We start from the raw sequence: 25,401 nt of genomic DNA, 5'->3' as shown, positions 1-25,401 counted from the left end.
ATTGCTCGGAGAGACTGACCATGCGAACAATGGAACCAAAGAAGCGGGCGACGTCGGTACTTCAGCGCGCGCTTAGCCTCAGCGGTACTGCAGGCTTGGTTTTCGGACTGGTGATTCCGGTGTTCTTATCGGCGGCACCAGCGCAGGCAGATAACCTGGACGATCAGGCCAGCACACTGCAGCAGCAAGCCGATGAGGTTCAGTCATCCCTGGAATTCGTTGACGCTGGTATCGCGAAATCGGCCGCTAATCTCACCCTTTACACCGGGATGCTTCCCGGTGCCCAGCAGGCGCTAGCCGCTGCACAGAACAGGGTTGCAGCCGCCACCGGTGAGGTGGAATCCCTGGCTGCCAGGGTGGATCTAGCCCAGCAGAACAAGGATAAGATCACTGCGCAGATCGCCTCTGATCAGCAGAAAGCCAAGGATTCGCAGAAGATTATTGGCCAAATCGCCGCGCAATCCTATAAGTCGGGTGGGCTGCCTACCGGCCTGAGTTTGTTCCTGGGCTCCGACAGCGCGGACCTGGTTGATGGGCTCAGTCTGGCAGACCAAGCGATGCGCAGCCAGACCACCACGCTCAGCAACCTGAATCAACAAAATGCGGTGAACGTGAACTCGCAGGCCCGGCTGACAGCCGTGGAAGCCGAGATCAAGGACCTCAAAGCAAAAGCCGATGCTGCCCTGATCGCCGAGAAGGCAGCCCAGGACGAAGCCGCCGCACAGAAGGCCAAGCTCGATAAATTGGTCGCGGATACCGCCGCCTTGAGCAAAGAGCTGAATGCTAAGAAGCCGCAGATTCAAGCGAAGCTCGCCGCGGTGAAGACTCAGCAGGACAATGTTGCTGCCCAGATCGCCGAGCGCGCACGAAAGGCTCGCGAGGCCGCCGCTGCAGCAGCAGCGGCCGCAGCCAAAGCAGCGGGCAATAACAATTACCAAGCGCCGCCACTCGGAAACCCTTCGGCCTTCGGCCTGGTTTCGCCCTTCGCGGGGTTCCCGATCACCTCGGGCTGGGGCTGGCGATTGGTACCCCCGGGCACCATCGACTTCAATGGCACCGGCTCCTACCTGCACACCGGCATTGACTACGGGGTACCGTGCGGCACGGCGGTGCGTGCCCCCGCGGCGGGCACCATTGCAGTTGCCGGCTGGCTCAATAATGGTGGTGGCTTCACGGTACACATCGATCATGGCGTGGTGCAGGGAAATGCGCTGACCACGGTTTACTACCACAACTCCTCGGTAGCAGTTTCGGTGGGCCAACACGTCAACCGCGGCGACATCATCGCCTATAGCGGCGGCACAGGTAACTCCACGGGTTGCCACGCGCACTTCGAGACCTGGGTCAACGGGCAGCCAGTCGATCCTTCCGGGCTGCTTTAAGCAGGGAGTAGACTAGAGTTTCCCGCGAAGAAGAAGGAGTTCTGCTGTGCCAAAGGAAAGTGGCCGGAAGGTAGTGGCCACCAATCGTAAGGCGCGACACGACTACCACGTCGGAGACACCTACGAAGCTGGTCTGGCCTTGATGGGTACTGAGGTCAAGTCGCTGCGTGAGGGTAAGGCCAATCTGACCGATGGCTTCGCGACCTTCTACGGTGATGAATTATGGCTTGAGGCCGTGTACATTCCCGAGTATCTCAACGGTTCCTGGACTAATCACAGTGCGCGCCGCCGTCGTAAATTACTCCTGCACCGGGCGGAACTGATCAAGATCTCGCACAAGACGCGCGAGGCTGGATTCACCATCATTCCGCTCCAGCTGTACTTCCTTGACGGCAGAGTCAAGGTGGAAATCGGCTTAGCCAAGGGCAAACGCGAATACGATAAGCGCCAGGCCTTGCGTGAGGCTCAGGACAGTCGAGAAGCGCAACGGGCCATGCGTGAGAAGAACCACGGCTAAATGCCAGGGTTCGGCGAATTCCTCAGCAGTGCGACGTTAGATCCCTGGGCTCTGGGGACCGCGTTAGTGCTTGCCGTACTTTACGGCTGGGGCGTGCTGCGACAGCGGGGAAACTGGCCGTGGAGCCGGACCGCGATGTTCTTTGTCCTTGGACTGGGCAGCTATCTTTGGGTCAGCTGCGGTTTTCTGGGCAGCTATTCGGGCGCACTGCGCTGGGCCTTCGCCATTAAGCTCGCGCTTCTACTTTTCGTGGTTCCGCTCTTGTTGGCTCTGGGCAAGCCCTTGTCGCTGCTTAGAGCGTCAATTCCAGCCGGTGGCTTCCGGGACGGATTAGCCCGGATTGGCCGCAGGCCGCTCGCCTTCTTTGCCAATGCCTTTGTGGCACCCTTGCTGGCCTTGCTGCTGTTCTCCGCAATGCTCACTCCGATGGCGGGGGTGGCGCGACTGAACTGGCCCCTGGATGAGGCGCTTACGGTCGCGATTCCGCTGCTCGGGCTATTGCTAGTGCTACCAATTACCGAGGCTGGCGCTCGCGCGGTCAACGCCTTGATTGTGCTTGAGTTGCTCTTTGCCTTTATCGAGCTGCTGCTCGATGCGGTTCCCGGCGTGTTCCTGAGGCTTTCCGGGAGCGTTCTGGACGGGGCCGGGACGGTTGCTGGAGCACATCCGGGGTGGTTCCCCAATCCGCTTAGGGACCAGCAGTTGGCGGGGGACTGGCTGTGGTTCATCGCCGAAGCCGCGGACCTTCCACTACTGATCCTGATGTTCATGCGCTTCTCTAAAATGGACAAACGTGAACGAGCGGACCTGGATGAACTGAGCGATGAGGAAATGGAAGCCTTGAGCGCCGAGCATCTGCGACGTTTCGACGGCTCACGACAGGCCGGACGATGAAGAGACGATTCTGGTTGATTGCCGGTGGCTGTGTGGTAGCCCTGCTGGTGCTGTTGGTGGTCGTTTTAGGCGTGAATTCCTCCGGGCTACTAGGAGCAGGTTCGACGACGGCGGCCTCCGCGGGTTCCAGCGCTAGCTCAGCTTCCGGCCAGGACGGGACGGCTCAGAGCTCACCGGCATCATCATCGACGTCCTCACCGGTGGGGACCGACGCGACGTCCTCCAGCCCCGCCCAGTCTGTGCCGCCGTCGACCGCTGCTGCTACCCTTTCTGCCGCGCAGAAAACGCTGAACTCGCTGACCCTGGAGCAGAAAGTCGGTCAGCTGCTGATGGTCTCCTCTCCAGTATCCGGTCCAGATGCCAATACCCTGGCGGCCCTCAACTCCATGCACGTGGGCAATGTTTTCCTTTCCGGTCGCGGCTACGACGGTGTGCAAGCCGTGGCCGGGGTGGTTGAGCAATTGAAATCGACGGTCGGGCCGAAGACGACCGGGGGAGTCAAACAATTCATCGCCACCGACCAGGAGGGTGGCCTGGTACAGATTATGAACGGTCCCGGCTTCTCAGCGATGCCCTCCGCGCTGGAACAAGGAACCCTGACTCCGGCTCAATTACAGACGAATGCCACTCTTTGGGGGCAGCAGCTCGCGGCAGCCGGGGTGAACGTCAACTTCGCTCCCGTGCTAGATACCGTCCCCTCGGCGGGGTTTGCGCCGCAGAACGCGCCGATCGGTTACTTCAATCGGCAGTACGGTTACACCCCGCAGACCGTTTCTGCGCATGGGGTGGCTGTTGCCCTGGGCTTTGAGGCCGGTGGAGTGGCTCCTACCGTGAAGCATTTTCCGGGTTTGGGTAGGGTGACGGCCAATACGGATGTGGCGAGCGGGGTGACCGACTCGGTGACCAGCCGCAATGATCCCTATTTGCTGCCCTTTCAAGATGCCATTAAGCAGGGCGTTCGCTGGGTGATGGTTTCGAATGCCTTCTACCCGAAGATCGACTCGGTCAATATCGCGCCGTTTTCCCCCACCGTGATCACCCAGATGTTGCGCGGTGACCTTGGATTCACCGGGATGGTGGTTTCCGATGACATCTGCGATGCCGTTCAGCTTTCACCCTTCTCGGTGGCGAGCAGGGGAGCTAATTTCATCGCGGCCGGTGGCACGATGGCGTTGTGTACCAACCAAGCCTTACTACCTCAGATGTATCAGGGGATGCTGCAACGGGCTAAGACGGATCCGGGCTTCGCCCAGAAGGTGGATGCGGCAGCGCTCAAGGTGCTGGAAATAAAAGCGGAGTCCGGCTTGCTATAGTAGGTGTGTGTTCCACTATGGGGCGCAGTACCTTTGATAAGTACATATGGGGATGACAGGTTTCGACGATGTTAGTCGCGACAGGTGAAGCGGGCCGAGGATACAGGGTTATCTCGTAAACGCTCTCTGTAAACCAATAAGTGCCAATTCTAAGCGCACTGACTTCGCTCTCGCTGCCTAAAGCAGCCTGACGGTCCGTCAAACCGGGAATGCTCTCTACCCGGATCTTGGCGTCATTTAGAGAGCCACTGCTTTGTGTTGTTGTCGTTGCAACGCGAGGGACTTTTAGACGACTGGGCCTGGCAGCAACTCGTTTGCAAGATTGCTGGGGCCGAGAAAAACCGACGCAAACTGCGCCCGGAGAAGCCCTGACAACACGACATCGGACGGGGGTTCAATTCCCCCCATCTCCACTAGAAAAGCCTCTAGATCCCTGTGATCTAGGGGTTTTCTTTTTACTTATTACCATTTACCCCGATTTTGTTACCAATTCCTGAATGTTGGGTCTCTAGTGGTGTTGCCACAGGTGTGGATCTTTTAGGACTTCCTTGATTCGAGTTGAGCCGAAAGGCGAGCGACCTCACTTGCCAGCCTTGAGATTTCGATCCTTAGGGACTCGTCCTCCTGCTCGGTCTCGTAGACTGTTTCGTTTTTCACTCGTTCTATTAGCCAGGATGCAAATGACGCCGTTACTACGCCCAGGACCGTAATCCCACCGATCATCAATCCGATGGCAACTAGCCGGCCCAGCACCGTAACAGGATAATGGTCTCCGTATCCCACGGTGGTTATCGTCGTCATGGACCACCAAAGCGCATCCCAGAAGTTGGTAATGTTCGAGCCTGCTGCATTTTCTTCGGCGTCAAGAACGGCTAAACTGCCCGCGTAAATGAGAAGCCCTGCCGAGACGATGACATAGGTAATAATCCGCCCTCGGAGTGCGTTTCCACTCGCCCGATGAAGGATTTTCAGAAGTGTCAGAAGCCGCAATAGTCTAAGCGGCCTCAGTACAGGTAAAACTAGAATCACGAGTTCATGGAGGTTTCGCAGGAACCAACGGACCTTCTTTGGAGCCAGGAGCAGGCTAATAAGATAGTCGGCTCCGAATGCGAGCCAGGTGATCGTAATAATCAAGTCAATAGCCCGTGATTGGTCCGGCCCGAGATCGGCGATGACTTGGATCGAGTACGCGACTAAGAAAATTAAAGAGGCGGCCACCATTGGCCACTGAGAGTGCTTCTGCCAAGCTTCCTGGGTCATTCCCCAAGGATAGGACAGCACTCCTGAACACAATGAAAGCTCCCAGCGGCTTACTGAGGGACGCTGGTCCTCTGCACTGTCATCTTGCGGCCGTTCTGCCCCGGGCGGACTAAGCCCAGACTGTCCAGCACCTCAAGCCCGAAATGAAGTAATCTGAGCCAAGTCAGCAACTGCGGCATGTAGCGATCATTACGGTCGGAGGGGGATATCTCGTGGATGACATTGAAGCTTTGATTGATACTGAACGAGCTCATCTGCTTGAGGTATTGGAAAAGCTGACGGACGACCAGTGGAACGCTGACAGCTTGTGCGCTGGCTGGCGTGTGCGAGATGTGGTGGTGCATTTGCTCATGTCTTACCAGCTATCAATGCCGCGTTTCTTGAGCAAGATGATTGCCGCAGGCTTCAACTTCGACAAAATGGCTGACCGGTGGGCAACCGGAGATCCCCGTTCCAAAAGCCAAATATTGGAGGCCCTTCGCCTGACGAGGGGAGCCAGGTTCCGTGTTCCTGGTGCTCCACCCGAAGCGCCACTGAGCCATTTAGTCATCCATGCCGAAGATATCTACCGACCTCTGGGGATTAACCATGCCATTACCCCTGAGAGTGCCCGTATTGTTCTCGATCAGCTAGTCACTCCGCAGGCGCAGCGTTCGCTCAAGCCGGGGCTGCTGGACGGACTTGCTTTCTCCTCACTTGACTGTGATTGGAGCTACGGCAAGGGCGCCGAAGTGGTGGGGACTTCATCGGCACTCATCGCGACGTTAGCTGGAAGAGCGTCAGCGATTGACGAGCTCACCGGCGACGGCGTAGCTCAACTCCGACCGTGAGCCCGGTTCCGCCCCAAGCCAGGGAGCTCTAACCCCCGGCCTCCTCAGTCGTTGTGAGCACCTTTGACATTGTCGAGGGCGACTGTCTTTATGCTCGGTCGTACAAGGTGATCTGATAGCCGTCGAGGTCCGCGAAGGCGAAAGTGCGGCCGAATGGTCCATCAACGGGGGGCGCTAGTGATGGCAATGCCGTCGGAGACCAGGAGGTCATGGACTTCCTGAGCGTTCGAGGAATGCATCCAAATTCCTATCCTCAGACCTAGCTGAGCAGTCGAGTCCAGATCGACGCCAGGGAGAGGGGTATCTACTCTCACGCTGCGTGGAGTCCCTGAATCAGGACAATAAGGGGTTCTAGCCGAAGAATTGGGCTCCCGGACCTGGGAGTTACCTGGCAGTTCGGGAATTTCTCTTGACCCGATTTCACAGCCAAGACAAACTTCACTAACGGCCATCTCACAGCTTGGCTGAAGTGCTTTAAAGAGATATTGGAAAAGGTGCTATGAAAAAAATCTACGCCACCACTGGCATGGTGCTCACCCTGGGCCTGCTCTGCGCAACCCAGTTCGCAACCACTGCACAAGCCGCAAACCCGGCAGCAGACAAGGTTCATGCCGCTGACGTCAATGTTCATCACGCCAAAAACGGCTCCGTTGAGCAAATCGTCCTCAAAACCCCCTTCCAACAGGGGAGCCTCAACACGCGTTCAGTGCCGAGCGCGTCGCTTGCCCCCGGAATTGAAGAAGTCTTTGCCAGCGCGGCCGGCAGCGATTTCGTACTCGATCAAAGCTCCACCAACTACCTGAAGCGATTCACTCAGACAATCGCGGGCGTGCCCGTTCTGGGCTCATCAGTTACCCAGGTCCTGGACGGCCAGGGGGCAGTGACCTCGGCTATCGGTTCAGTCACACAGAACACCCAGGGTACGTTCCCCGCTGATTCGGCTGCGGGCCAGAACAAGGCACTCAAGGTCGCGAGCAAGCTAGCTTTCAAGAACAGCGCCGCTGCTTCGGGCTCCGTAGTTAGCCAACGTCCGGTCTGGTTTGATCAGGCTCTGACCAGCGTGCCTTCTGCCGCTTCGGTAGCCGTACCAGCCTATGAGTTCGTGCTCAATGCAGGGATCGGCGAATACCGGACCATTGTTGTGGCAGCGGATGCCAAGGGCTCGATCCTTCAGGATCGCTCGGACCGTAAGGACATCAATCGCGTCATCTGCGATCGCAACTCCAAAAAGGCCAGCACCTATGCTGATCTGAAGTGCGGCGTGAACCTGGCAAATACCCCTAAACGGACCGAAGGCCAGGGTGCTTACAGCGTGGCGGATGTTAACTCCGTCTACAACTTCCTGGGGGATACCTCGAGCTTCTACGCAAGCAACACAAAAGCCGCCGATCTCACCACCATGATTGGCCTCAATGAGAACGATGGCTTGGGCCAGGCTCTTCGTGCCACCGTGCGAGTTTGCCTCACCGGCGATACTTGCCCCTACGCTAACGCCTTCTGGGGCGCCGGGCAGATGACCTACGGCCAGGGCGTCACCACGGACGACGTGACGGCGCACGAACTCACCCACGGGGTCACCGAGAAGGTCAATAACTTGGCCTACGAGAACGAGTCGGGTGCTATTAACGAGTCGATGTCCGATGTTTTCGGCGAATTTGTCGACTTGAGCAATAACAGTGCGGACGACACCGCAGGCGTTCGCTGGTCCATTGGTGAAGGCAGCAGCCTCGGAGTGATCCGCAGCATGAAGGATCCGGGTGCCTACGGTGACCCAGCGATCTACAAGGGAACCAACTGGAAGCCGACGACGACCACGCCGAGCGATGCGAACGACCAGGGCGGGGTGCACTCCAACAGCGGGGTGGGAAACAAGCTCGCTTTCCTCATCACCGACGGTCAGGTGTTCAACGGACAGACCGTCCAGGGAATCGGCATTGCCAAGGCTAGCCAGCTTTACTGGGCGGCTCAGTTGCAGCTGACCTCGAATGCCACTTACTCAACGCTAGCGAACGCGCTTACCAGCGCCTGCAGTGCGAACGTCGCGAATAACGTGGCGGGAACCACCAGTGCAGACTGCACCCAGGTGAACAACGCGCTCAAAGCGGTAGCTTTGCGCTAGGCCGCTAGATGGGCAGTTAGAAAACCGTTAGAAACAAAGAGCTGAATATCCGAAGGGGTGGGACCGATCGCTATTGGTCCCGCCCCTTCGCCTTGTGCAAATAACTTGCCGAAACGGGAGCGTCCGGGTCAGCGTTAGACTGCTCGTTATGGGATTTCAGCTCCGCCAAGCCACTCCAGAAGATGCCGAAGCTCTGGTTCTGATGCACACCCAGGCTCATGAAGAGTGTTATGCGCATCTGCTCCCACCAGAGTTCTTCGCAGCCAGGCGCGCGAGTCTGCCGGAACGCATTGAAAAGCGGCGACCGTACCTGGACACCACAGAGCCGCGGATCATCGCCCTCGACGAAGAGGGCCAGATTGTCGGGCTGGCGGATTCGGGCTCTGGCCGGGACCCGGATAAGGCTGACGAGCTAGAGCTCTATTCCATCTATACCTTGAGCTCTACGTACGGCTCCGGCCTGGGGCGATCCCTCCTTGAAGCAGCGATTGGTGACGATCCGGCCTGCTTATGGGTATTTGAAAACAACCCCAGGGCAAGAGCTTTCTACGAAAAGAATGGCTTTCGGCCCGATGGAGTGAGCAAAGTTACCGGTCCGGGCTGGGGAAATCAGCCTGAACTTCGAATGGTCCGCGACTAGAACGCAATAGTTGGGCCCCTCTGCGCTGAGGATCATCTGGGATAAGATCTGGCGATATGGCGCTGCGACTTGTTCAAGTGAATTTCAAGGCTCGGGACGACTCCGCACTTGGCCGATTTTGGGCAGAAGCGCTCGGCTGGGGTCTTTCCAGTGAGGGTCCCGGCGTGACCAATATTGAACCCCTGGGGTTCAACTGGCCAGACCCAGCGGCCGTCTGCATCGACGTCGTCACCGTCCCAGACCCCGAGACCGTCAGGTACCGTGCTCACCTCGATCTTGCCACCCGCTCAGTAGCTCATCAGGCGGAGCTGGTTGCCCGCCTGCTAGAACTCGGTGCCTCACTCGCCGACGTCGGGCAAGGTGATGTGCCCTGGACGGTGTTAGCCGATCCTGAAGGCAACGTGTTCTGCGTACTGGAGCCGCGAGAGATCTACCAAGACACCGGGCCGATTGCCGCTGTGGTCGTCAATTGCGCCGATCCGCGGGCGATGGCTCGGTTCTGGAGCGAGGCGATGGATTGGGACTTGCTTGAGGTGAATGACGATCAAGCCAGGCTACGTTCGGCTAAGGGTGTTGGGCCGTACTTGGAGTTCCTTCGGGTACCCGTGGAGACAGTGTGGAACCGGGTTCATCTCGACCTGATGCCTTACTCCAATCATGATCAAGCGGCAGAGGCGGCGCGGCTGCGAGCCTTGGGCGCCAAGGACATCGACCTCGGCCAAGGCGACGTGCCTTGGCTGTGTCTTGCCGATCCGGAGGGCAACGAGTTCTGTGTCCTTGCCTCGGGCGGTAGCTAGCCACCCCGGCCTCCGGCAGTGCGTCGCAAAGCTGTCGGTGTGAGCGAGTAACTTTGAGTCATGTCCGCAACCATGCTGCCGCTCACCGGCTATCAGCGCAAGATCCTCTTCATAGCCATCCTGGCCTCCTTTGTCTCCATTCTCGATGGCAGTGTGGTGAACCTGGCCTTGCCCGCGATCAATCGGGAATTGGGCGGTGGATTGAGCTCTCAGCAATGGATTGTGGACGCCTATATGCTCACCCTGGGCGCCTTGATTCTGGTGGCAGGCAGCCTCTCGGACCTCTTTGGACGGGTCCGGGTGCTGATGGTTGGGCTGATTGGGTTTGGCGCTACCTCTGTGCTCTGCGGCATTGCCACGAGCGATGTGATGTTGATCCTGGCCCGCGGTCTGCAAGGTGTAGCCGGAGCCCTGTTGGTGCCCAGTTCGCTGGCTCTTATTATTGCGGCTTTCTCCGGTCCGGCGCAGAGCAAAGCCATTGGCCAATGGACAGCATGGACCGGCGCTTCGACCCTGGTGGCGCCCCTTGTCGGTGGGGTGGCTGTGGACTTCCTTTCCTGGCGTTTCGTCTTCTTTATCAACCTGCTGCCGATTCTGATTTGCCTGCCCCTGCTTTGGAGCCTGCGTAGTACCGATGCCTCCCGTGACCCGGCTATCAAGGTGGATTGGCTGGGTGCCGTGCTCGCCGTCGTCGGCCTGGGAGGGGTTGTCTATGCCATGATCGAACAGGGCAGTTTCGGCTGGGGCAGTCCCTTTGTGCTGATTCCCTTGGTATTGGGTGTGCTGGCGCTGATTGGGTTCGTATTGCACGAACGCAGGGCCGCGCAGCCCATGATGCCGCTGACCCTGTTCTCGATTCGAAATTTCTGGGTGGGCAATATCTCCACGCTGTTCATCTACGGCGCGCTTTCGCTCGGCTTCTTCACCCTCGGCCTTTATTTGCAACAAGTAGCGCACTTGAGCGCCACCATTGCGGGCATTGCCTTGCTGCCCGCTACCGTCTTGATGTTGTTGTTCTCCTCCTGGTTCGGTTCTTTGTCCGGAAAGTTCGGTCCGCGGCTCTTCATGGGTGCGGGGCCGGTACTTGCCGGTCTGGGGTTCCTCTGGCTACTCAACCTCTCCACAGATTTCAATTACTGGTGGCAGGTGCTGCCCGGGATCCTACTCTTCGGCCTAGGACTGGCCATTACCGTAGCACCGCTCACCTCCGCCATTTTGAGTTCGGTCAGCGCCGATCGCGCAGGCATCGGCTCGGCCGTCAACAATGCGGTGGCGAGAATCGCTGGTCTGGTCACGGTGGCTTTGGCGGGCGCCCTTCTAGGTGGGGTGTTGGACACCGCCGGAGCTCGGCAGGTCAGTGTGATCACCGCTCTTTTACTAATCATTGGTGGGCTGATTTCGGCCTTCGGGATTCAGAATCAGCGAAAGTCTCTCGCCGAGTAGGTGAGCCGAGCGGGTTGACGGTGCCATCCGGGGGCTCCAAGCATTGCTAGGATGCTGATTATGCAGCAGCCGATAAAGCAGACCCCGGCACTTCCTGCCCTCGTCGCAGCTAATGGTGCCGTGGCTTTCGTCTTGGAGGTAGCCATGTTGGTGGCTGCCTTCTTCTGGGGCTTCCGGAGTTTCCCTGCGCCCTGGGGCATCATCATCGGTATTGTGCTGGCGCTGGTTCTGGTGGTGTTCTGGGCCTACTTCATGGCTCCGAAAGCTAAGCGGCGTCTCGGCTGGCCGGTTCAGCCGTTACTGGCACTTCTTTTATTCGTAGTAGCGGCCGTGGCCTTGATCGTGGTGGGCTGGACGATCCTCGGAGTGATCATGATGGTCATCGCGGTGTTGAACACCGCGCTGACCATCTACCTCGGGCGGCAGGGGAGAGGGCAGGAATCAACTGGCCAGCAAGAACCCCAGCCAGGCGAAACCGAGCCCGAGAAGTAAATTCAGCGCCACATTCAGTACCGCGCTCATACGTCGTCGTTCTTTCCAGAGCAGCACGGTGGAGACCGCAAAAGAACTGAAGGTAGTCAGCCCGCCCGCCAGCCCGGTGGCAAAGACCAGATGCCACTGCTCGGACAGCTGAGCGCTCAGAGCCAAGGCTCCAACTAACCCGATAATGAAACTCCCGACGGCGTTCACCAACAAGGTGGCGAAGGGCCAGTGATGTGGTTTGCCGGGTGCAAAACGGCCGCCCTGGGCGAAAAGCGCGTCAACGCCGAAGCGCAGTAACGCCCCGAACATTCCGGCTAATCCCACCAATAGAGCGGTCATCCTTGGCTCCCAGGCTGGCGGACTCGGTTATCTACTTGCTCGGCTGCTTGTTGGCTCCCGCGTTGCCCGCGTAGCCCGCGTTGCCCGCGTAGCTCACCCAGGCGTAAGCCGAGGAGAGCGGCAAAAAGGCCGGCCAAGAGGGTAATGACAAGGTAGGGAATCCATAGCCCGGCTAGCGCGTGCCTGGCTAATTGCTCCACCGCATAGACCACCGCGGAGAAGGTAGTAAAGGAGCCCAATAGGCCCGGTCCCAAGGCGGCTCGCAGCCACCAGCGGACTGGATGCTTGGCCCAATAGCCAGTCAGCCATCCCAAGGCGAAGGAGCCGCAGATATTAATGAGCAAGGTAGTGAGAGGAAAGCCCGTGCTGCTCTCCGGGAAAAGTAGACCTATGCCGTAGCGTAGCTCGGTTCCGAGAATTCCGGCTACCGCGACGCTGAACCAGGCCAGCGCAGGCGGCCAGCGATGCGAACCGCTCATCGAGTGGGGACCGTGCAGTCTTTATGAGTCACCGTGTCTCGCACCCATAATGCGGCACCAATCTCATCGCTGAGATCCAGTTCGCGGCTGTGTTCCGAATCGCCAAGACGGATCACCAGGGAGCCGCCAAAGGGCTTGCGCCCCAAGACCTCGATGGCCGCATCCAGCTCAATTCGTTCCTCATCGAGGTAACGCAAGAGCTCGGGGTTTTCATCGCTGATCCTGGTGATTTCACCGCGGTGCCCCGGATCGAGCTCCACCAGGCGGTGGGCCACGGGTAAATCGATCTGACCGTCAGGGCCCGGAATCGGGTCGCCGTGTGGATCGCGAGAAGGATTGCCTAGCTTGGCCGAGAGTCGCTCGATAAAAGTATCGGAGACAGCATGTTCAAGCAGCTCAGCCTCATCGTGCACCTCGTCCCAGCGATAACCGAGCTCCTGAGCCAGGTAGGTTTCGAGTAACCGATGCCTGCGGACCATGGACAGCGCCAAGGTCAAGCCCTGCTCGGTTAATTCGATGCTGCTATAGGGCTGGTGGTTCACCAGGCCCAGGTCCTTTAGTTTGCGGACCATCTCGGAAACCGAGGAGTTGGCCACCCCGAGCCGAGTAGCCAATTGCGAGGAGTTGATCGGTTTATCCTGCCACTCCGTATAGGCGTAGATGACCTTGACGTAGTCTTCGACGCTTGAGGAAGTGGGGATGGCCTTCACCCTTCAACAATACCTGTCGAGCTGCCGCCATTGATCTGATCAACCAGCAATGGTCAGCCAGACTAATGCCAGATTGAGGACGATGATGAGGATGGCGCTACAGATTGAAGCGAGGCGCAGCGCCAAGCCGTCACGGTATTCGCCCATCAGCTTCCTATTTGAGGTCAGCCGAAGCAGCGGGAAAAGCGCGAAGGGGATGCCGAAGCTCAGCGCCATCTGGCTGATGACCAGTGCCCAGGTGGGATCTACCCCCGCAATAAGCAATAACAGGGCCGGAATCAAGCTGATCACTCGGCGCAACAGGAGGGGGACCCTGAAGGTCAGTAGCCCCGACATGACGGTAGCCCCGGCGTAACAGCCGACCGAGGTAGATGCGAGCCCAGAAGCCAGCAAGCCGATGCCAAAAACCACGCCTACCGCCGGGCCCAGCGAGAATGAAATGGCTTGATGTGCGCCTTCTATGGTGTCGGTACCGTCCACGCCGCGTAGCGTCGAGGCGGCAAGAAGCAACATGCCGATATTGACCGTTCCCGCCAATAGGAGCGCAATCACCACATCAAACCGAGTTGCCTTCACTAACTGGCGAAGCCCGCTCGCAGTCGGTTCCTCGGTGCCTGCAGGGCGATGCCGATCCCGAGCCAGCGCAGAGTGCAGATAGATGGCGTGCGGCATTACGGTGGCTCCGAGCATACTGGCTGCCAGCAATACAGACTCAGATCCATCGAAGCGGGGCAGCAAGCCGGCGCTGGCTTCCCCCGCATCGGGCGGATTGACCACGAGCCCGAAAAGGAATCCGATGGTGATCACCAGGAGTAGGAAGACGATAACGGATTCGAAGCGGCGCTGACCGTAGCGATTCTGCACCGCCAGCATAGCCATTGAAATCAATCCAACAATCAGACCACCGAGCGGAAGAGGGAGCTGGAAAAGCAGGTTGAGCGCAATGGCGCCGCCGATTACTTCTGCTAAATCCGTGGCCATTGCGGTCAACTCGGCTTGCAGCCAGAATGCCCTTCGGGCGGCCGGGCGCAGACGTTCGCCAAGTAATTCAGGAAGCGATTTACCGGTGACCAGGCCCAGTTTGGCAGATTGGTATTGGATCATCATGGCCATCAGGTTGGCGGTGACCAGCACCCAAACCAAGAGATAACCGAATTTGGCTCCGCTGGTCAGATTGGCGGCTACATTGCCAGGGTCAACATAAGCGATAGCGGCGACGAAGGCAGGACCAAGCAAGAACAGCAAGCGGGCGGAGCCAAGCTTCGGCGCTTGGGGCGGCGCCTGCGGCAATGCCTTCGTCATATCGGCGTCCCTACTTTTAAAGTTTCGGTACGCCTAATAATAGAAGTCAATCGTTCATCTCGCAATGCCGCGAAAGCTAAGCCGGGTGGACGTCCGCTAGCAATAGCGCGGTCACGACGGCGAGGATGCGGTGAGTTTAGCGGCTCGCCAAGCCAAAGTGAGGTAAGGCAATTCCAAGCGTTCTCCCGGCGAAAAGCCGAGATGTTCAAAGAGGTACCAATCAAGGTTCCCTAGCAGCCGGCTTCGGTTCTGTTCAGACGCACGTAGGTAGTAGCTCCGGGACTTGACGAGCTCGATCAGCTCGGAGGTGTCCAGGGACTGGGACCAATGCGATAAATGCGACTCGGGCGGACTGAATTGCGGCCCCAGAGCGGGAACCACCTCGGGACGATGCACATCTCCAGCGTGCATAATTCGAGACAGCCGGTGAACCCAGGGGACCCGGACATCGAGTTGGTTCCAGATCAGTCCCAGCCAACCACCCGGACGAAGCACCCGAGCGATTTCGGCGCTCGCGGAAACCGGTTCAAACCAATGCCAGGCCTGGGCCACCAGAACAGCGTCGACACTGGCATCGGGAACCGCGAAGTCTTCAGCGCTGCCCAGCATGGTGTGCACTTGGGGAAAGCGTTCGCTCAACTGGCTGAGCATATCCGCGGAAGGATCGACCGCGATTACCTCCAGACCGCGCTCCACTAGACGTTCGGTGAACTTTCCCGTGCCAGCGCCCAGATCGATGACCCGACGGGCCTCCGGCGGCACGAGCCACCGCGAGGCAGCCTCGGGGTAACCAGGACGGACTCGCTGATAGAGCTCACCTCCGCTGAGAAAGGCAGCGCCCAGTTCCTCACGCCTGCTCTGCTTCGGATCATCGCTTGTTTTGTTCATGCATACCTCCGGGATCTTCCCCCAGAATATCCTTCGGGTACGCAGTTACTCGGACACGCTGCAGGGCGCCGCTCCGGCGGTTCCCGGGGTATTTGGGGCCCACTGTGGGAAGGCCCGAAAATCGTTCACCGGAACCCAACGCCCGGACTCCACCACATAGTCTCCGGTGGGCCCCTCAGCGATCAATTTATTCACTCCGGCGATCAGCCGTTCCACATCGGCAAACCGGGATCCAAGGCCGAAACTGGCTCGTAGCGAACCGGTGGGAAGGCCTAGCCGACGCAGCAGGGGATGAGCGCAAAAACGTCCGTCCCGTACTCCCACCGCGAATTCTGCGGACAGATACGCCGCCACCAACCCGGAATCGTAGCCAGAAACCGAGAAGTTGACCACCCCGATGCTGCCGCTGTCCGAGTAACTCTCCGAGTCGTTGAAGAGTCGATGCACCGTGACCCCGGGAATGCCTTGCAGACCTTCGATCAGTGCGTCACGCAACTGTTGCTCATGCTGCTGCCATTCGTCCTGGTCAAGGGAGGCAATCACCTCCGTGGCCTTGGCCAAGGTAGCGGCGCCCAACACATTGGGGCTGCCGCCCTCATGCCGCGCGGGACCCTCCGCCCAACTCACCGAGTCCAAACGGACTTCCTTCACCGCGCCACCACCAAAAAGCAGGGGCACCCCGGCGTCGAGCCAATCCGGTCGGCCAACCAGCACCCCGGAACCGAAAGGTGCATAGAGTTTATGGCCGGAGAAAGCCAAGTAGTCGATGTCAGCGGCAGCAATATCGACTCTGCGATGCGGCACCAGCTGGGCGGCATCGACCACGATTCGAGCTCCGTAACGGTGTGCCAAGGCAGCCAGCTCTGCGACCGGCAGCACCTCACCGGTGACATTGGAGGCTCCTGTGACCGCAAGCAAGGATACAGATCCGAGTTGCAGCTCCTTTTCCAGGATTTCAAGGGTGCTGGCAATCGACTCTCCCGCCAGCACGCTGCGGTGCGGTAGTTGCTGCCAGGGCAGTAGATTCGCATGATGCTCAATGTCTAGGTAGAGCACATCGCCCTGGGCGGGCAGGCAACGGGCGAGCAAGTTGAGTGCGTCCGTGGTGTTTCGGGTGAAGATCACCGTGTCATCGGGGCGCCCGCCGACAAAACTGCGTACAACGTTGCGGGAATTCTCATAAACCGAAGTGCTGATTTGGGAGGCATATCCCGCACCGCGGTGCACGCTCGCGTAGAAGGGCAGGATTTCGTTCAGATAGTCGGCCACCGAGGCGAGAGCCGGGCTGGAGGCAGCGTAGTCCAGATTCACATAGCGAAGCTCACCGCCCTGCACCAGAGGGGCTTGAAGTTCGGCACCCAGCACCGGCAATAGAGCCTGTGGTTGGGTAGGGGTCTTTTCGACGGCGATGGTAGTCATTGATTCCTCCACTCAGAGGACCCCGGCGAGACGACCAGGAATCCGCGCTTGCCACACCTTTTGATGTGGCCAGGTCGTCACCCGGGGCACCCCACCGCGAAAGGAGGGTTGCCGGCCAGCAAACCGGGGTTTAGCGCTGGCACTCGTGACCTGTTATCAGCCTAGGGGAGTTGGTAGTAGCTGCGCACTCTGTTACGTCATATCCCGACCCAAGCCGCAATACGCCGGTCGAACGGTTTGACCCGATGCGCTCAGAGCAGGTCGTCAAGATCTGGATTGAGCAACTTCAGGGCCTCTGAATGCAAAATGCCATTGCTGGCCAGCGCATTCCCACCGAAGGGGCCGTCCACACCTTCTAGGGAGGTGAAACGCCCACCTGCCTCGGTAATGATTGGCACCAGGGCCGCCATATCGTAGAGATTGAGCGAAGGCTCGCAAGCAATGTCCACGGCTCCTTCGGCGACCAGGCAGTAGGACCAGAAATCACCGTAAGCCCGGCTCCGCCAGGTGGTGTCCAGCAATTCCATGAACTGATCAAGATTGCCACGCTCCCGCCAACCGGAAAGCGAGGAGTAGGAGACCGAGGCATCGGAGAGCTGCGAAACATTGGAAACCTTGAGCCTGCTGGCCGCAGCGAGGGACTTCCCGGTGAAAGCGCCGGTGCCCTTGGAAGCCCACCAGCGTTTGCCCAGGGCAGGCGCACTTACTACTCCAAGCACCGGAACGCCCTCATCCACCAGGGAGATCAGGGTTGCCCAGACCGGAACACCCCGGACGAAGTTCTTGGTGCCGTCGATCGGGTCAATAATCCAGCGCCGGGCACCATGTCCGGAACTACCGAACTCCTCGCCCAACACCGCGTCTCGCGGACGCACTCGAGCCAGTTGGCTACGAATGGCTTCCTCGGCTCCTTTATCGGCATCCGTCACCGGGGTGAGGTCCGGCTTGGTTTCAACGGTCAGATCAAGGGCTTTGAACCGATCCATGGTCTGTGCGTCAACGGAGTCGGCCAGCACATGGGCCAAACGCAGATCGTCGTTATAACCCTGAAGGTGCATAGTCATGGCAACACGCTATCCCGATCTGGCCGGTATTTGGCGCAAGCAAGGGCTCTTCGCGCGCTTGGCTCACCAGGCGGAGGCTCGAATCGCGTTCAAAAGGCGACGATAGGAGGCCAATCGCTCCGCACCGCCGTCGCCCGCTTGACCGCTTTCCACCCAACTGTCCAAGCCACATTCGGGAGCCTCATCGTCATGCTTACAGCCGCGAGGGCAGTCCTCGATGCCGGGCTCTAGGTCGTCGAAGGCGCGGAGGATTCGATTCGGGTCAACATGGGCCAAGCCGAAGGAACGAATGCCCGGGGTGTCGATGATCCAGCTTCCCGGCTGGGCATCTTCTAAGCGGAGCGCGAGCGCCGAGGAGGAGGTGTGTCGACCTCGACCAGTCACCGCATTGACTCCTCCGGTGGCGCGTTGGGAGCCGGTCAGCGCGTTGACCATGGTGGATTTTCCGACGCCGGAGTGCCCCACTAGCACGGAAACCTTACCGTCTAGCCGATCACGAAGTTGCTCGACGGCGTCACCGAGCAGATCTGCCGAGCCAGCTGAACTCTGTGTGCCGGTGGTCTTGCTCAGTAGCACCGCCAAGTCGAGCTGCGCATAATGAGCGAGCAGCTCGGTGGGTTCCTTCACATCGGTTTTGGTGATCAGCAGCAGGGGCTCCAGCCCGGCGTCATAAGCGGCAACCAGTGCCCGGTCAATGAAGCCGGTTCGGGGTTCGGGATTGGCCGAAGCCACCACGATCACCAGTTGGTCCGCATTGGCCACCAAAACCCGCTCCACCGGATCGGAATCATCCGCAGAACGGCGCAGCAGGGTACGGCGCTCTTCGATCCGGACTAGCCGGGCTAAGGTATCGGGTTCGCCGGAGGTATCTCCGACTAGGGCGACGAAATCGCCGACCACCACGGGGGAGCGGCGCAGTTCCCGGGCCCGGGCAGCAATCAGGACCCGCTCCTGAGCGGTTGCTTCATCCACTACCGCGGTATAGCGCCCACGATCCACCGTGATAATCCGGCCGATCACCGCATCCTGATGGGCGGGACGGTCCTTGGTGCGTGGTCGACTGCCTTTTTTGTTCGGCCTGATCCGCACATCGGACTCGTCCCATTCGCGGCCCATTAGCTGGCTGGTCCTGAGCTTTGTTCCAGCATTCGTTGCCAGAGCTGGGGGAATTCGGGCATGGTCTTCGAGGTGCTGCCAATGTCATCCACTTGAACACCGGTGACTGCGAGGCCAATAATCGCGCCCGCCGTAGCCATCCGATGGTCGGCGTAGCTGCGGAACAGTCCTTGATGGAGCTGCCTGGGCCGGATGAGTAAGCCATCGGCGGTTTCCTCGGCATCCCCACCCAGGGATTTGATCTCGGCCACCAGGGCAGCCAGCCGGTCCGTTTCATGGCCACGTAGGTGAGCGATCCCGCTCAAGCGGCTGGGAGTCTCAGCCAGGGCACAGAGCGCGGCCACCGTGGGCGCCAGCTCTGAGGTGTCGGCTAGCTCAACACCAAGGATCTGCTCGCCGCCGGTGACCACGAGAGTGTCGCCTTCGAGGTGCACTTTCGCGCCGAAATCAGTCAGAATTTTTCGCCAGGAATCGCCGACCTGAGTGGTCTGAGCCGGCCAGTGCGGCACCCGCACGGTGCCCCGGGTCACCAGGGCTGCGGCGAGGAACGGTCCGGCATTGGAGAGGTCCTGTTCAATCTGGACGTCGAAACCGGGGATGGGGCCCGGCGAGACAATCCAATGGTTCGGCACCGAGTCATCAACCTGCACACCAGCTTCGCGCAGCAGCTTGACCGTCATCGCGATATGTTCCAGGCTCGGCACCGGTTTGCCAATGTGTTCAAGGTGCAAACCGTTGGTGAAGCGCGGGGCAGCCAGCAGCAGCGCGGAAACGAACTGGGAGGATCCGGAGGCATCGATGGCGAGATAGCCTCCCTCAACCGAACCCTCGGCGCTTACCGTGAAAGGCAGCGCACCGGACTCGCCTTCTTCTTGGATCTGCACACCCAGCACTCGCAGGGATTTCAGCACCGGGCCCATAGGTCGGATCCGGGCTTGAGGGTCGCCGTCGAACCGCACCGTGCCCCGCACTAGCGCGGCCAGCGGGGGGACAAAGCGCATCACGGTACCAGCCAGGCCGCAATCGATCCGGGCCTCCGCTGGTAGTTCGTAGTCTTTCGGGATGGGGGTGACGCGCAAATCAGGCCCATAATCGCCGTCGCCCGGTAGTTCTTCTATTACGGCACCCAGCTCACGGAGCGCGGCGACCATCAGAGCCGAATCCCTGGAATGTAGCGGAGCCCGCAAAAGACTGGGCGATTCGGCCAGTGCGGCCAAGATCAAGTAGCGATTGGTCAACGATTTAGAGCCGGGAACCGTGATGGTCGCATCAATAGGTCCGGAAGCGGTGGGGGCGAGCCAGCTCACTGAGCGTGCACCGCACCTGCGATTTCATGGGCGGTCCGCTTGACGGTCTTCCCGGCGGCTTTAAGTTGTTTCTTGCTAGCCTTCTTGCCCGCCTTGAGGGCCGAGTCGGTGAGGTGTTCGGCACGCCAGGCCAGGCCGGGCTTTCCCGCGGTATCCACGGAGGCGAGTAGCACTCCACCCAGCAGCGAGACATTTTTCAGTAACTGCGCCCGCTGCCAGCGGCGTCCTTCGCCACTTGTGGTATCCGCCGCGCTGAATTCGGCCACCGTGTTGAGGGTGGAGGTTACGGTGAGTAACAGGCCGGCGAAGCGCGGGAGCTTGCCGATAGCCAGGAGTACACCGGCACCCACCTGAACACCACCGACAGCTCTGGCGAGCAGCTTTTCATCCGCATTGGGTAATGCGTTTGCCAGCGGTCGTAGTACCGGTCCAAGGCTCTGCGCCGTTTCATCCGCATTCCGGATCCGCTCAACACCGGCAACGATAAAGGTTGATGCCAGCAGAGGGCGAGCGATGGTGCGGATGAATGACATGGTTGACTCCTCAAATGGGCTGCTACCGGACTGCCTGGTTCTAAACCGGTTGCTCCTAGTCTGGCACTTTTGCGGAATAATTTCCCTTTTCGCGCGGTTTCGATGGTGTTAGCAAAGACAGAACGAGACGGTAAGGACCTTATGGCTGCGCTGTTACTTGAAGCTGGGCAGGAGATAGCGAAGCCCGCCCAAGCTGATCTGCGACTGAGACTAGACTTGAAGACAATGAGTAACGCAGACAGCACCAAGGTGGCCGCCGAGAATTCTGCTCTTGCGGAAGAGCCGGTTGACCCGCAGACAGAGACGATCGAGCAGCGGAGAGTTCGCTTCGAGCGGGACGCTATGCAGTACGTCGATCAGTTGTACTCTGCCGCGATGCGGATGGCCCGAAATCCCTCCGATGCTGAGGACCTGGTTCAAGAGGCCTACACGAAGGCGTTTTCTGCCTTCCACCAGTACCGGCCGGGGACCAACCTGAAGGCTTGGCTATACCGGATTCTGACCAATACCTACATCAATCTGTACCGCAAACGGCAACGCGAGCCCTTGCAGTCCGGATCGGATCAGATCGAGGATTGGCAATTGGCTCGGGCCGAGTCGCATACCTCATCCGGATTGCGCAGTGCCGAGTCGGAAGCCTTGGATCATCTACCCGATTCCGATGTGAAGAGTGCTCTGCAGTCGATTCCCGAGGAGTTCCGGCTCGCGGTCTACTTTGCCGACGTCGAAGGCTATGCCTACAAGGAAATTTCAGACATTATGAACACCCCCATCGGGACGGTGATGTCTCGCTTACACCGTGGGCGGAAGATGCTGCGGGATCTGTTGGCCGAATATGCCGCGGACCGGGGATTTAGCGCCGCCAGCAGTGAATTGCCGGCCGAGGAAGACACTAAGGAAGATACGAGGAATTTCAAATGAGCGACTGCCAGAGCTTGGGCGATTGCGACGATACTCGGGTCCAAAAGATCTATGAATACTTAGATCAGGCCCTTTCGACCCAGGATCTTGACGAGATCAAGCAGCACCTGGATAGCTGCCCGGATTGCGCCGGTGAGTATGACCTGGAGTGCGTAATCCGTTCTGCCGTGAAGCGTTCCTGCACGGAGTTGGCTCCGGAGAACCTCAAGACCTCGATCTTGGAACGGATTCACGCGATGAAGGCAGCCGACGCCTAAGCGGTTTTGCTGAACAGCTCAGAACTGAAAAGACCCCCTCAGCCATTGGCCGAGGGGGTCTTTCGTCTCAGGTGTTGGGACGCTTACCGTGGTTCGCGCCGCCACGCTTCCGGTCACGACGCTTGCGTGCACGCTTGGACATAGCAGCCTCCATTCTTCAAAAAGATTCCGGTTAAGTCTGTCATACCTTAGGCCCCTGGCCTAACCGGGTGGAACCGACTTCCAGTGGATCGCGGCTCAATTCCCCTGGCCGGGCTCACGTAGCGTGCTTCGGATCGCAATCATCGCCTGATCAAGCACGGTGCGAACCGTTTCCAGGGTCATCTCGCTGAGCACATCCTGCCGCGCGTACTGACGCAACTCCACTCGCATTTCATCCCGAAAGGACTGGACTAGCATCTCGGCTTCTTTGAGCAGACGCTGATTGCTGGCCGAGTACCGTCCGGCATCAGGCATTTTCCTGGCGGCAGTGCGCGCGGCCGCGGCGGTGGCTGCCAGATCTGCCCGCAAACCTTTCATATTGCTCCGGATGTCCTGACGCAGTTCGTCGGCGAGCCTGCGGACCGAGGCAGAGATGTCCTGTTCTACCTCGTTGAGCTCTTCACGGCGATTCTCAACCTCGGCACGGCCGTCCTCGGTGATGGTGTACACGGTTCGTCGGCCATCGCTCGCGGTGGCCACCATGCCCTCCTCTTCCAGCTTGGCTAGCCGAGGGTAGACGGTTCCGGCGCTAGGGGAGTAGGTGCCGCCGAAACGGTCGCTGAGGGCACGGATCACTTCGTAACCGTGTTTCGGCCCTTCTTCGAGCAGCGCCAGTAGGTAGAGCCGGAGCGCGCCGTGGGCGAAGACGGGGGGCATTAGTTTTTCTCCTCGATAATCATCCGGTTGACTACCGTAACGGAACCCGAAACCGAAGTGCAATTGACGTGGACCACCCCGTTATCCCGATTACCGAAGCTGCGCTTGGTGTTCCCCAGGACTCTAACGGTCTCGTCGTTGACATCGATCTGGCCAGCAACGGAGGAGGCCGAGAGATCTACCGCTAACTCCTCAGGCAAGCGAATCAGGATGGATCCGGAGACCGTGTTGGTGGAGATCTTCTTTACCGCGCTCCAGCAGTCGAAGCTCAGATCGCCGGTGGCGGAATTGGCCTTGATGCTCTCAAGATCGCCAGAGGCCGTGGCCTCGCCCGAGGCGGAGTTGAGCGATAGTTCCCCGCTGTGGCTGCGGACGATTGCTTCTCCCGAGATTGTTTTGACACTTAGTGAGCCCCTGGTCGAGTCACTCATGAGCGAGCCGGAAACCGAGGATACCTTGATCTGTGAGTCGATTCCGGAGACTAAGCCGTCTCCGCTAATGGTGCCAACGTCGACGGCGGTGGTCGCCGGTGCAGAGATTGTCACCACAAGCCGGTTCGGCAGTTCGACCGGATTTTTGGAGCCAAGCCAGCGGCTGACGTCGTGATTGCCGTGCCGGAGCTCCAGAAGGCCTTCGCTGAAGTGAATCTCCAGGGAATCACCCTCGAGTTCGCTGATAGTCACTCGAGTAACCGGTTCGTCATGAGCCACGACGTCGAAACGTCCACCGATGGCACCGAGTTTGAGACTGAGTACCCCATCAACTTCGAGGGTTTGGGGAGCTGCCACACTCCAATGCTGGTCATTCATCGGGGTTCCTTTAGCGAGCCGGGACTTGGTGGATGATGGAGATATTGCCGGAGACGGAGTTTCCGTTGAGTCGGAGCTGGCGGTCTTCCGCTCCCGTGATGGTCTCCACCCGCTGGTTGGTGCCGGAGTATTTTTGATCATCAACGATGATTCGGCCGGAAACGCTTTTCACGTTGAGGGCAACGCCCACCTCGGCTGGCAGCCGAACGGTCACATCACCGGACACACTGCTCATCGCCAGATCGTTGGGGCTGCCCTGGAAATCGAAGCTAAGATCACCGCTGATGGTCTTGGCGCGCACATTCAAAAGTTCTCCGGAGGCAGTGATCTCACCGCCCACACTCTTGGCCACAAACGGTCCCCGATGATCACGGACAATGATCTCGCCGCTGACCGTATCGGTGGTCAGCAACCCGGAGGTGCCGTCTGCCATTACCGAGCCGGAGACGGTCTTCAGCTCGCTATTGCCGCTGGTTCCGCTGATCAGGCCCTCACCGCTGACTGTTGAGGCACGAACGGGGGTTCCGGCGGGTACCGCGATGCTTAGCACGATGTGCTGATGGCCAAAGGAGCCAATCCGCTTAAGCCAGCTCATCGGGTTCTGATCGTGATGTTCCACGGTGAGAGTGCCGCCGTGGAAGGAGACATTCAGAGGGGTGCCGGTGATATCGGCAACCTCGATTCGGGTGGTGGGCTCTTCGTGAGTGATCACGTCGAGGCGGCCACCGACAATGGACACCCGCAGGGCTCGGACATCGTCGATGTCAATAATCTGGGGTGAATCAATGGTCCAGTAGCTGGGTGCTTGTTCTTCGGTCACAATGACTCCTAAGTCAAGATATATCGTGTTGTTGAGAACACGTTATATCGCGTTTCCGGGTAAGTCAAGATATATCGCGTTTTGTTTGCGTCTGAGGTCGCCGGCCAGCAGGGCCCACCGAGTCGCAGGAGTCGCTGGGAAGAAACAGCAGAGCCCACCGAGTTTGGGAACTCGGTGGGCCCTGAATAAGTCAAGCGGGAGATCGGGGGGGGGGTAAGTTCCGGGCTAGATAACCTCGGGCATGCCCATCCATTGATACCAGCCGCGGTGCAGTACCAGCCACGCCATTAAGCCATAGCCTGCCTGTCCGGGCTTGCCACCATTTGCAGCCAAATCGGTGCGCCACTGTTCGTGGTTCAGCAGCGGCGAAAACGTATCGACATAGACATGACGACGGCGGGTAGTCACATCGGCGAAGGCCGTGTTCAGCTCGCTGAGCTTCTGATTCGCACCGGCATCCAGACCGGGTGGGGGACCCACCACGAAGACCGGCACGCTCAACTGAGCCGCCCCGTCAAGGATATTGGCCAGATTAAGCCGACTGCGCGCCGTCGAAAGCTCAAGTTCTAAATCTCTACCGGAGAGCCCAATGACCAGGCGATTTTCGTGGAAATCATCGAAACGCCGCCCGGATTCAGCCAACCACCGCCCGGCAAGAGCTTCGGTCCCCTCCTGCGGGCAAGCCAGGCTGAAGGCCTCCAAACTGAGTTCCTCCTGCGGCGTGCGCGCCAGTACTCGGCCTAGCCAGCCCAATGCTCTGGGATCGCCGACACCGGCTAATAATTCGTCGCCGACAGCAGTCAGTCGAATTTTCCTCTGCTCCACTGTCTAGCCTCTCAGTGCTCAATTCAAAAAATCTCGGTGTTCGACACAGTACTCGTCTGAATGCATCGATGCCCAG

General features: G+C 59.2%; 28 protein-coding genes, 1 other RNA gene and 1 riboswitch. Of the genes, 13 read left to right on the top strand and 16 right to left on the bottom strand.

The genetic code is table 11. From position 1 onward, the window contains the following. The first annotated feature begins 20 nt into the window (after nucleotides 1–20). From FHU41_RS05470 to ssrA, 5 genes are all read left to right on the top strand, one after another. Entirely contained in the window at nucleotides 21–1,382 is a 1,362-nt protein-coding gene (locus FHU41_RS05470; protein ID WP_179388586.1) for a M23 family metallopeptidase, read from the top strand. Between the two features lie 46 nt (nucleotides 1,383–1,428). Next, complete coding sequence (gene smpB / locus FHU41_RS05465; RefSeq protein WP_179388585.1) at nucleotides 1,429–1,899, top strand: SsrA-binding protein SmpB; 471 nt, start codon at nucleotides 1,429–1,431, stop codon at nucleotides 1,897–1,899. Further along, entirely contained in the window at nucleotides 1,900–2,793 is an 894-nt protein-coding gene (locus tag FHU41_RS05460; RefSeq protein ID WP_179388584.1) for a cytochrome c oxidase assembly protein, read from the top strand. After that, nucleotides 2,790–4,106 carry a glycoside hydrolase family 3 protein gene (locus FHU41_RS05455; RefSeq protein ID WP_179388583.1) on the top strand — a complete coding sequence of 439 codons (1,317 nt, stop codon included), beginning with the start codon at nucleotides 2,790–2,792 and terminating at the stop codon, nucleotides 4,104–4,106. The genes FHU41_RS05460 and FHU41_RS05455 overlap by 4 nt, the downstream gene beginning before the upstream one ends. 48 nt (nucleotides 4,107–4,154) lie before the next feature. Beyond that, nucleotides 4,155–4,522, top strand: a transfer-messenger RNA (tmRNA) gene (gene ssrA / locus FHU41_RS05450). 121 nt (nucleotides 4,523–4,643) lie between these two features. Here ssrA and FHU41_RS05445 read toward each other — a convergent pair. Beyond that, nucleotides 4,644–5,366, bottom strand: coding sequence for a potassium channel family protein (locus FHU41_RS05445; protein ID WP_179388582.1), 723 nt, complete (start codon nucleotides 5,364–5,366; stop codon nucleotides 4,644–4,646). 212 nt (nucleotides 5,367–5,578) lie between these two features. On the opposite strand from FHU41_RS05445, the gene FHU41_RS05440 reads away from it, so the two are divergent. The 6 genes from FHU41_RS05440 to FHU41_RS05415 all read left to right on the top strand — a co-directional run bounded on the left by FHU41_RS05440 (nucleotide 5,579) and on the right by FHU41_RS05415 (nucleotide 11,687). Further along, on the top strand, nucleotides 5,579–6,196 hold the full coding sequence (locus tag FHU41_RS05440) for a maleylpyruvate isomerase family mycothiol-dependent enzyme (protein WP_179388581.1): 618 nt from the start codon (nucleotides 5,579–5,581) through the stop codon (nucleotides 6,194–6,196). 499 nt (nucleotides 6,197–6,695) lie between these two features. Next, nucleotides 6,696–8,315, top strand: coding sequence for a M4 family metallopeptidase (locus FHU41_RS05435; protein WP_179388580.1), 1,620 nt, complete (start codon nucleotides 6,696–6,698; stop codon nucleotides 8,313–8,315). 148 nt (nucleotides 8,316–8,463) lie between these two features. Further along, nucleotides 8,464–8,955 (top strand): GNAT family N-acetyltransferase, encoded by a 492-nt coding sequence (locus FHU41_RS05430; RefSeq protein ID WP_179388579.1) that lies wholly within the window; start codon nucleotides 8,464–8,466, stop codon nucleotides 8,953–8,955. 56 nt (nucleotides 8,956–9,011) lie between these two features. After that, complete coding sequence (locus tag FHU41_RS05425; RefSeq protein ID WP_179388578.1) at nucleotides 9,012–9,752, top strand: VOC family protein; 741 nt, start codon at nucleotides 9,012–9,014, stop codon at nucleotides 9,750–9,752. Nucleotides 9,753–9,812: 60 nt separating this feature from the next. After that, the gene (locus tag FHU41_RS05420) at nucleotides 9,813–11,195 is read left to right on the top strand and encodes an MFS transporter (protein WP_179388577.1); all 1,383 of its coding nucleotides are present in this window, start codon (nucleotides 9,813–9,815) and stop codon (nucleotides 11,193–11,195) included. A 60-nt stretch (nucleotides 11,196–11,255) separates the two neighbouring features. Next, nucleotides 11,256–11,687, top strand: coding sequence for a YrdB family protein (locus FHU41_RS05415; protein WP_179388576.1), 432 nt, complete (start codon nucleotides 11,256–11,258; stop codon nucleotides 11,685–11,687). On the opposite strand, the gene crcB is transcribed toward FHU41_RS05415, so the two are convergent. The 10 genes from crcB to FHU41_RS05365 form a co-directional block, all read right to left on the bottom strand. Continuing rightward, nucleotides 11,637–12,017 carry a fluoride efflux transporter CrcB gene (gene crcB, locus FHU41_RS05410; protein WP_179388575.1) on the bottom strand — a complete coding sequence of 127 codons (381 nt, stop codon included), beginning with the start codon at nucleotides 12,015–12,017 and terminating at the stop codon, nucleotides 11,637–11,639. The genes FHU41_RS05415 and crcB overlap by 51 nt on opposite strands. Continuing rightward, nucleotides 12,014–12,496, bottom strand: coding sequence for a FluC/FEX family fluoride channel (locus tag FHU41_RS05405; protein ID WP_179388574.1), 483 nt, complete (start codon nucleotides 12,494–12,496; stop codon nucleotides 12,014–12,016). The genes crcB and FHU41_RS05405 overlap by 4 nt, the downstream gene beginning before the upstream one ends. After that, nucleotides 12,493–13,206 (bottom strand): iron dependent repressor, metal binding and dimerization domain protein, encoded by a 714-nt coding sequence (locus tag FHU41_RS05400; RefSeq protein ID WP_179388573.1) that lies wholly within the window; start codon nucleotides 13,204–13,206, stop codon nucleotides 12,493–12,495. Before FHU41_RS05400 ends, FHU41_RS05405 begins: the two co-directional genes overlap by 4 nt. Before the next feature lie 39 nt (nucleotides 13,207–13,245). Further along, nucleotides 13,246–14,508 (bottom strand): Nramp family divalent metal transporter, encoded by a 1,263-nt coding sequence (locus FHU41_RS05395; protein WP_179388572.1) that lies wholly within the window; start codon nucleotides 14,506–14,508, stop codon nucleotides 13,246–13,248. 111 nt (nucleotides 14,509–14,619) lie between these two features. Next, nucleotides 14,620–15,396 (bottom strand): class I SAM-dependent methyltransferase, encoded by a 777-nt coding sequence (locus FHU41_RS05390; protein WP_179388571.1) that lies wholly within the window; start codon nucleotides 15,394–15,396, stop codon nucleotides 14,620–14,622. A 45-nt stretch (nucleotides 15,397–15,441) separates the two neighbouring features. Then, nucleotides 15,442–16,815 (bottom strand): aminotransferase class V-fold PLP-dependent enzyme, encoded by a 1,374-nt coding sequence (locus FHU41_RS05385; RefSeq protein ID WP_179388570.1) that lies wholly within the window; start codon nucleotides 16,813–16,815, stop codon nucleotides 15,442–15,444. Between the two features lie 39 nt (nucleotides 16,816–16,854). After that, nucleotides 16,855–16,966: riboswitch (SAM riboswitch) on the bottom strand. A gap of 100 nt (nucleotides 16,967–17,066) precedes the next feature. Continuing rightward, nucleotides 17,067–17,879: a histidinol-phosphatase gene (gene hisN, locus FHU41_RS05380; RefSeq protein WP_179388569.1), complete on the bottom strand. Its 813-nt coding sequence runs from the start codon at nucleotides 17,877–17,879 to the stop codon at nucleotides 17,067–17,069. A 63-nt stretch (nucleotides 17,880–17,942) separates the two neighbouring features. Further along, nucleotides 17,943–18,995 (bottom strand): ribosome small subunit-dependent GTPase A, encoded by a 1,053-nt coding sequence (gene rsgA / locus FHU41_RS05375; RefSeq protein WP_179388568.1) that lies wholly within the window; start codon nucleotides 18,993–18,995, stop codon nucleotides 17,943–17,945. Next, on the bottom strand, nucleotides 18,995–20,302 hold the full coding sequence (aroA, locus tag FHU41_RS05370) for a 3-phosphoshikimate 1-carboxyvinyltransferase (protein WP_179388567.1): 1,308 nt from the start codon (nucleotides 20,300–20,302) through the stop codon (nucleotides 18,995–18,997). The genes rsgA and aroA overlap by 1 nt, the downstream gene beginning before the upstream one ends. Then, nucleotides 20,299–20,835, bottom strand: a complete 537-nt coding sequence (locus FHU41_RS05365) for a DoxX family protein (RefSeq protein ID WP_179388566.1) — start codon at nucleotides 20,833–20,835, stop codon at nucleotides 20,299–20,301. Before FHU41_RS05365 ends, aroA begins: the two co-directional genes overlap by 4 nt. 141 nt (nucleotides 20,836–20,976) lie before the next feature. Here FHU41_RS05365 and FHU41_RS05360 point away from each other — a divergent pair, with 141 nt between their 5' ends. Then, the gene (locus FHU41_RS05360) at nucleotides 20,977–21,756 is read left to right on the top strand and encodes a sigma-70 family RNA polymerase sigma factor (protein ID WP_179388565.1); all 780 of its coding nucleotides are present in this window, start codon (nucleotides 20,977–20,979) and stop codon (nucleotides 21,754–21,756) included. Then, a complete protein-coding gene (rsrA, locus tag FHU41_RS05355) occupies nucleotides 21,753–22,013 on the top strand; it encodes a mycothiol system anti-sigma-R factor (protein WP_179388564.1) in 261 nt (86 codons plus the stop codon). The genes FHU41_RS05360 and rsrA overlap by 4 nt, the downstream gene beginning before the upstream one ends. A gap of 67 nt (nucleotides 22,014–22,080) precedes the next feature. Here the strand turns inward: rsrA and FHU41_RS15480 are convergent, their stop codons facing one another. From FHU41_RS15480 to FHU41_RS05335, 5 genes are all read right to left on the bottom strand, one after another. Continuing rightward, the gene (locus tag FHU41_RS15480) at nucleotides 22,081–22,155 is read right to left on the bottom strand and encodes a 50S ribosomal protein bL37 (RefSeq protein WP_369299106.1); all 75 of its coding nucleotides are present in this window, start codon (nucleotides 22,153–22,155) and stop codon (nucleotides 22,081–22,083) included. Between the two features lie 95 nt (nucleotides 22,156–22,250). Continuing rightward, complete coding sequence (locus FHU41_RS05350; protein WP_179388563.1) at nucleotides 22,251–22,871, bottom strand: PadR family transcriptional regulator; 621 nt, start codon at nucleotides 22,869–22,871, stop codon at nucleotides 22,251–22,253. Next, entirely contained in the window at nucleotides 22,871–23,680 is an 810-nt protein-coding gene (locus FHU41_RS05345) for a DUF4097 family beta strand repeat-containing protein (RefSeq protein ID WP_179388562.1), read from the bottom strand. The genes FHU41_RS05350 and FHU41_RS05345 overlap by 1 nt, the downstream gene beginning before the upstream one ends. Nucleotides 23,681–23,690: 10 nt before the next feature. Continuing rightward, a complete protein-coding gene (locus FHU41_RS05340) occupies nucleotides 23,691–24,500 on the bottom strand; it encodes a DUF4097 family beta strand repeat-containing protein (protein WP_179388561.1) in 810 nt (269 codons plus the stop codon). A 225-nt stretch (nucleotides 24,501–24,725) separates the two neighbouring features. Next, on the bottom strand, nucleotides 24,726–25,325 hold the full coding sequence (locus FHU41_RS05335) for a GDSL-type esterase/lipase family protein (RefSeq protein ID WP_179388560.1): 600 nt from the start codon (nucleotides 25,323–25,325) through the stop codon (nucleotides 24,726–24,728). Nucleotides 25,326–25,401: the final 76 nt, after the last annotated feature.

It is taken from the genome of Psychromicrobium silvestre (assembly GCF_013408295.1).
Taxonomy (GTDB): domain Bacteria; phylum Actinomycetota; class Actinomycetes; order Actinomycetales; family Micrococcaceae; genus Renibacterium; species Renibacterium silvestre.
This window is presented reverse-complemented; position numbering and strand designations above follow the sequence as displayed.

Coding starts and splice junctions, on each gene's coding strand:
- FHU41_RS05470 (WP_179388586.1), top strand. CDS start 21: ATGCGAACAATGGAACCAAAGAAGCGGGCGACGTCGGTACTTCAGCGC.
- FHU41_RS05460 (WP_179388584.1), top strand. CDS start 1,900: ATGCCAGGGTTCGGCGAATTCCTCAGCAGTGCGACGTTAGATCCCTGG.
- FHU41_RS05455 (WP_179388583.1), top strand. CDS start 2,790: ATGAAGAGACGATTCTGGTTGATTGCCGGTGGCTGTGTGGTAGCCCTG.
- FHU41_RS05445 (WP_179388582.1), bottom strand. CDS start 5,366: ATGACCCAGGAAGCTTGGCAGAAGCACTCTCAGTGGCCAATGGTGGCC.
- FHU41_RS05435 (WP_179388580.1), top strand. CDS start 6,696: ATGAAAAAAATCTACGCCACCACTGGCATGGTGCTCACCCTGGGCCTG.
- FHU41_RS05430 (WP_179388579.1), top strand. CDS start 8,464: ATGGGATTTCAGCTCCGCCAAGCCACTCCAGAAGATGCCGAAGCTCTG.
- FHU41_RS05425 (WP_179388578.1), top strand. CDS start 9,012: ATGGCGCTGCGACTTGTTCAAGTGAATTTCAAGGCTCGGGACGACTCC.
- FHU41_RS05420 (WP_179388577.1), top strand. CDS start 9,813: ATGTCCGCAACCATGCTGCCGCTCACCGGCTATCAGCGCAAGATCCTC.
- FHU41_RS05415 (WP_179388576.1), top strand. CDS start 11,256: ATGCAGCAGCCGATAAAGCAGACCCCGGCACTTCCTGCCCTCGTCGCA.
- crcB (WP_179388575.1), bottom strand. CDS start 12,017: ATGACCGCTCTATTGGTGGGATTAGCCGGAATGTTCGGGGCGTTACTG.
- FHU41_RS05405 (WP_179388574.1), bottom strand. CDS start 12,496: ATGAGCGGTTCGCATCGCTGGCCGCCTGCGCTGGCCTGGTTCAGCGTC.
- FHU41_RS05395 (WP_179388572.1), bottom strand. CDS start 14,508: ATGACGAAGGCATTGCCGCAGGCGCCGCCCCAAGCGCCGAAGCTTGGC.
- FHU41_RS05390 (WP_179388571.1), bottom strand. CDS start 15,396: ATGAACAAAACAAGCGATGATCCGAAGCAGAGCAGGCGTGAGGAACTG.
- FHU41_RS05385 (WP_179388570.1), bottom strand. CDS start 16,815: ATGACTACCATCGCCGTCGAAAAGACCCCTACCCAACCACAGGCTCTA.
- hisN (WP_179388569.1), bottom strand. CDS start 17,879: ATGACTATGCACCTTCAGGGTTATAACGACGATCTGCGTTTGGCCCAT.
- rsgA (WP_179388568.1), bottom strand. CDS start 18,995: ATGGGCCGCGAATGGGACGAGTCCGATGTGCGGATCAGGCCGAACAAA.
- FHU41_RS05365 (WP_179388566.1), bottom strand. CDS start 20,835: ATGTCATTCATCCGCACCATCGCTCGCCCTCTGCTGGCATCAACCTTT.
- FHU41_RS05360 (WP_179388565.1), top strand. CDS start 20,977: ATGGCTGCGCTGTTACTTGAAGCTGGGCAGGAGATAGCGAAGCCCGCC.
- rsrA (WP_179388564.1), top strand. CDS start 21,753: ATGAGCGACTGCCAGAGCTTGGGCGATTGCGACGATACTCGGGTCCAA.
- FHU41_RS05350 (WP_179388563.1), bottom strand. CDS start 22,871: ATGCCCCCCGTCTTCGCCCACGGCGCGCTCCGGCTCTACCTACTGGCG.
- FHU41_RS05345 (WP_179388562.1), bottom strand. CDS start 23,680: ATGAATGACCAGCATTGGAGTGTGGCAGCTCCCCAAACCCTCGAAGTT.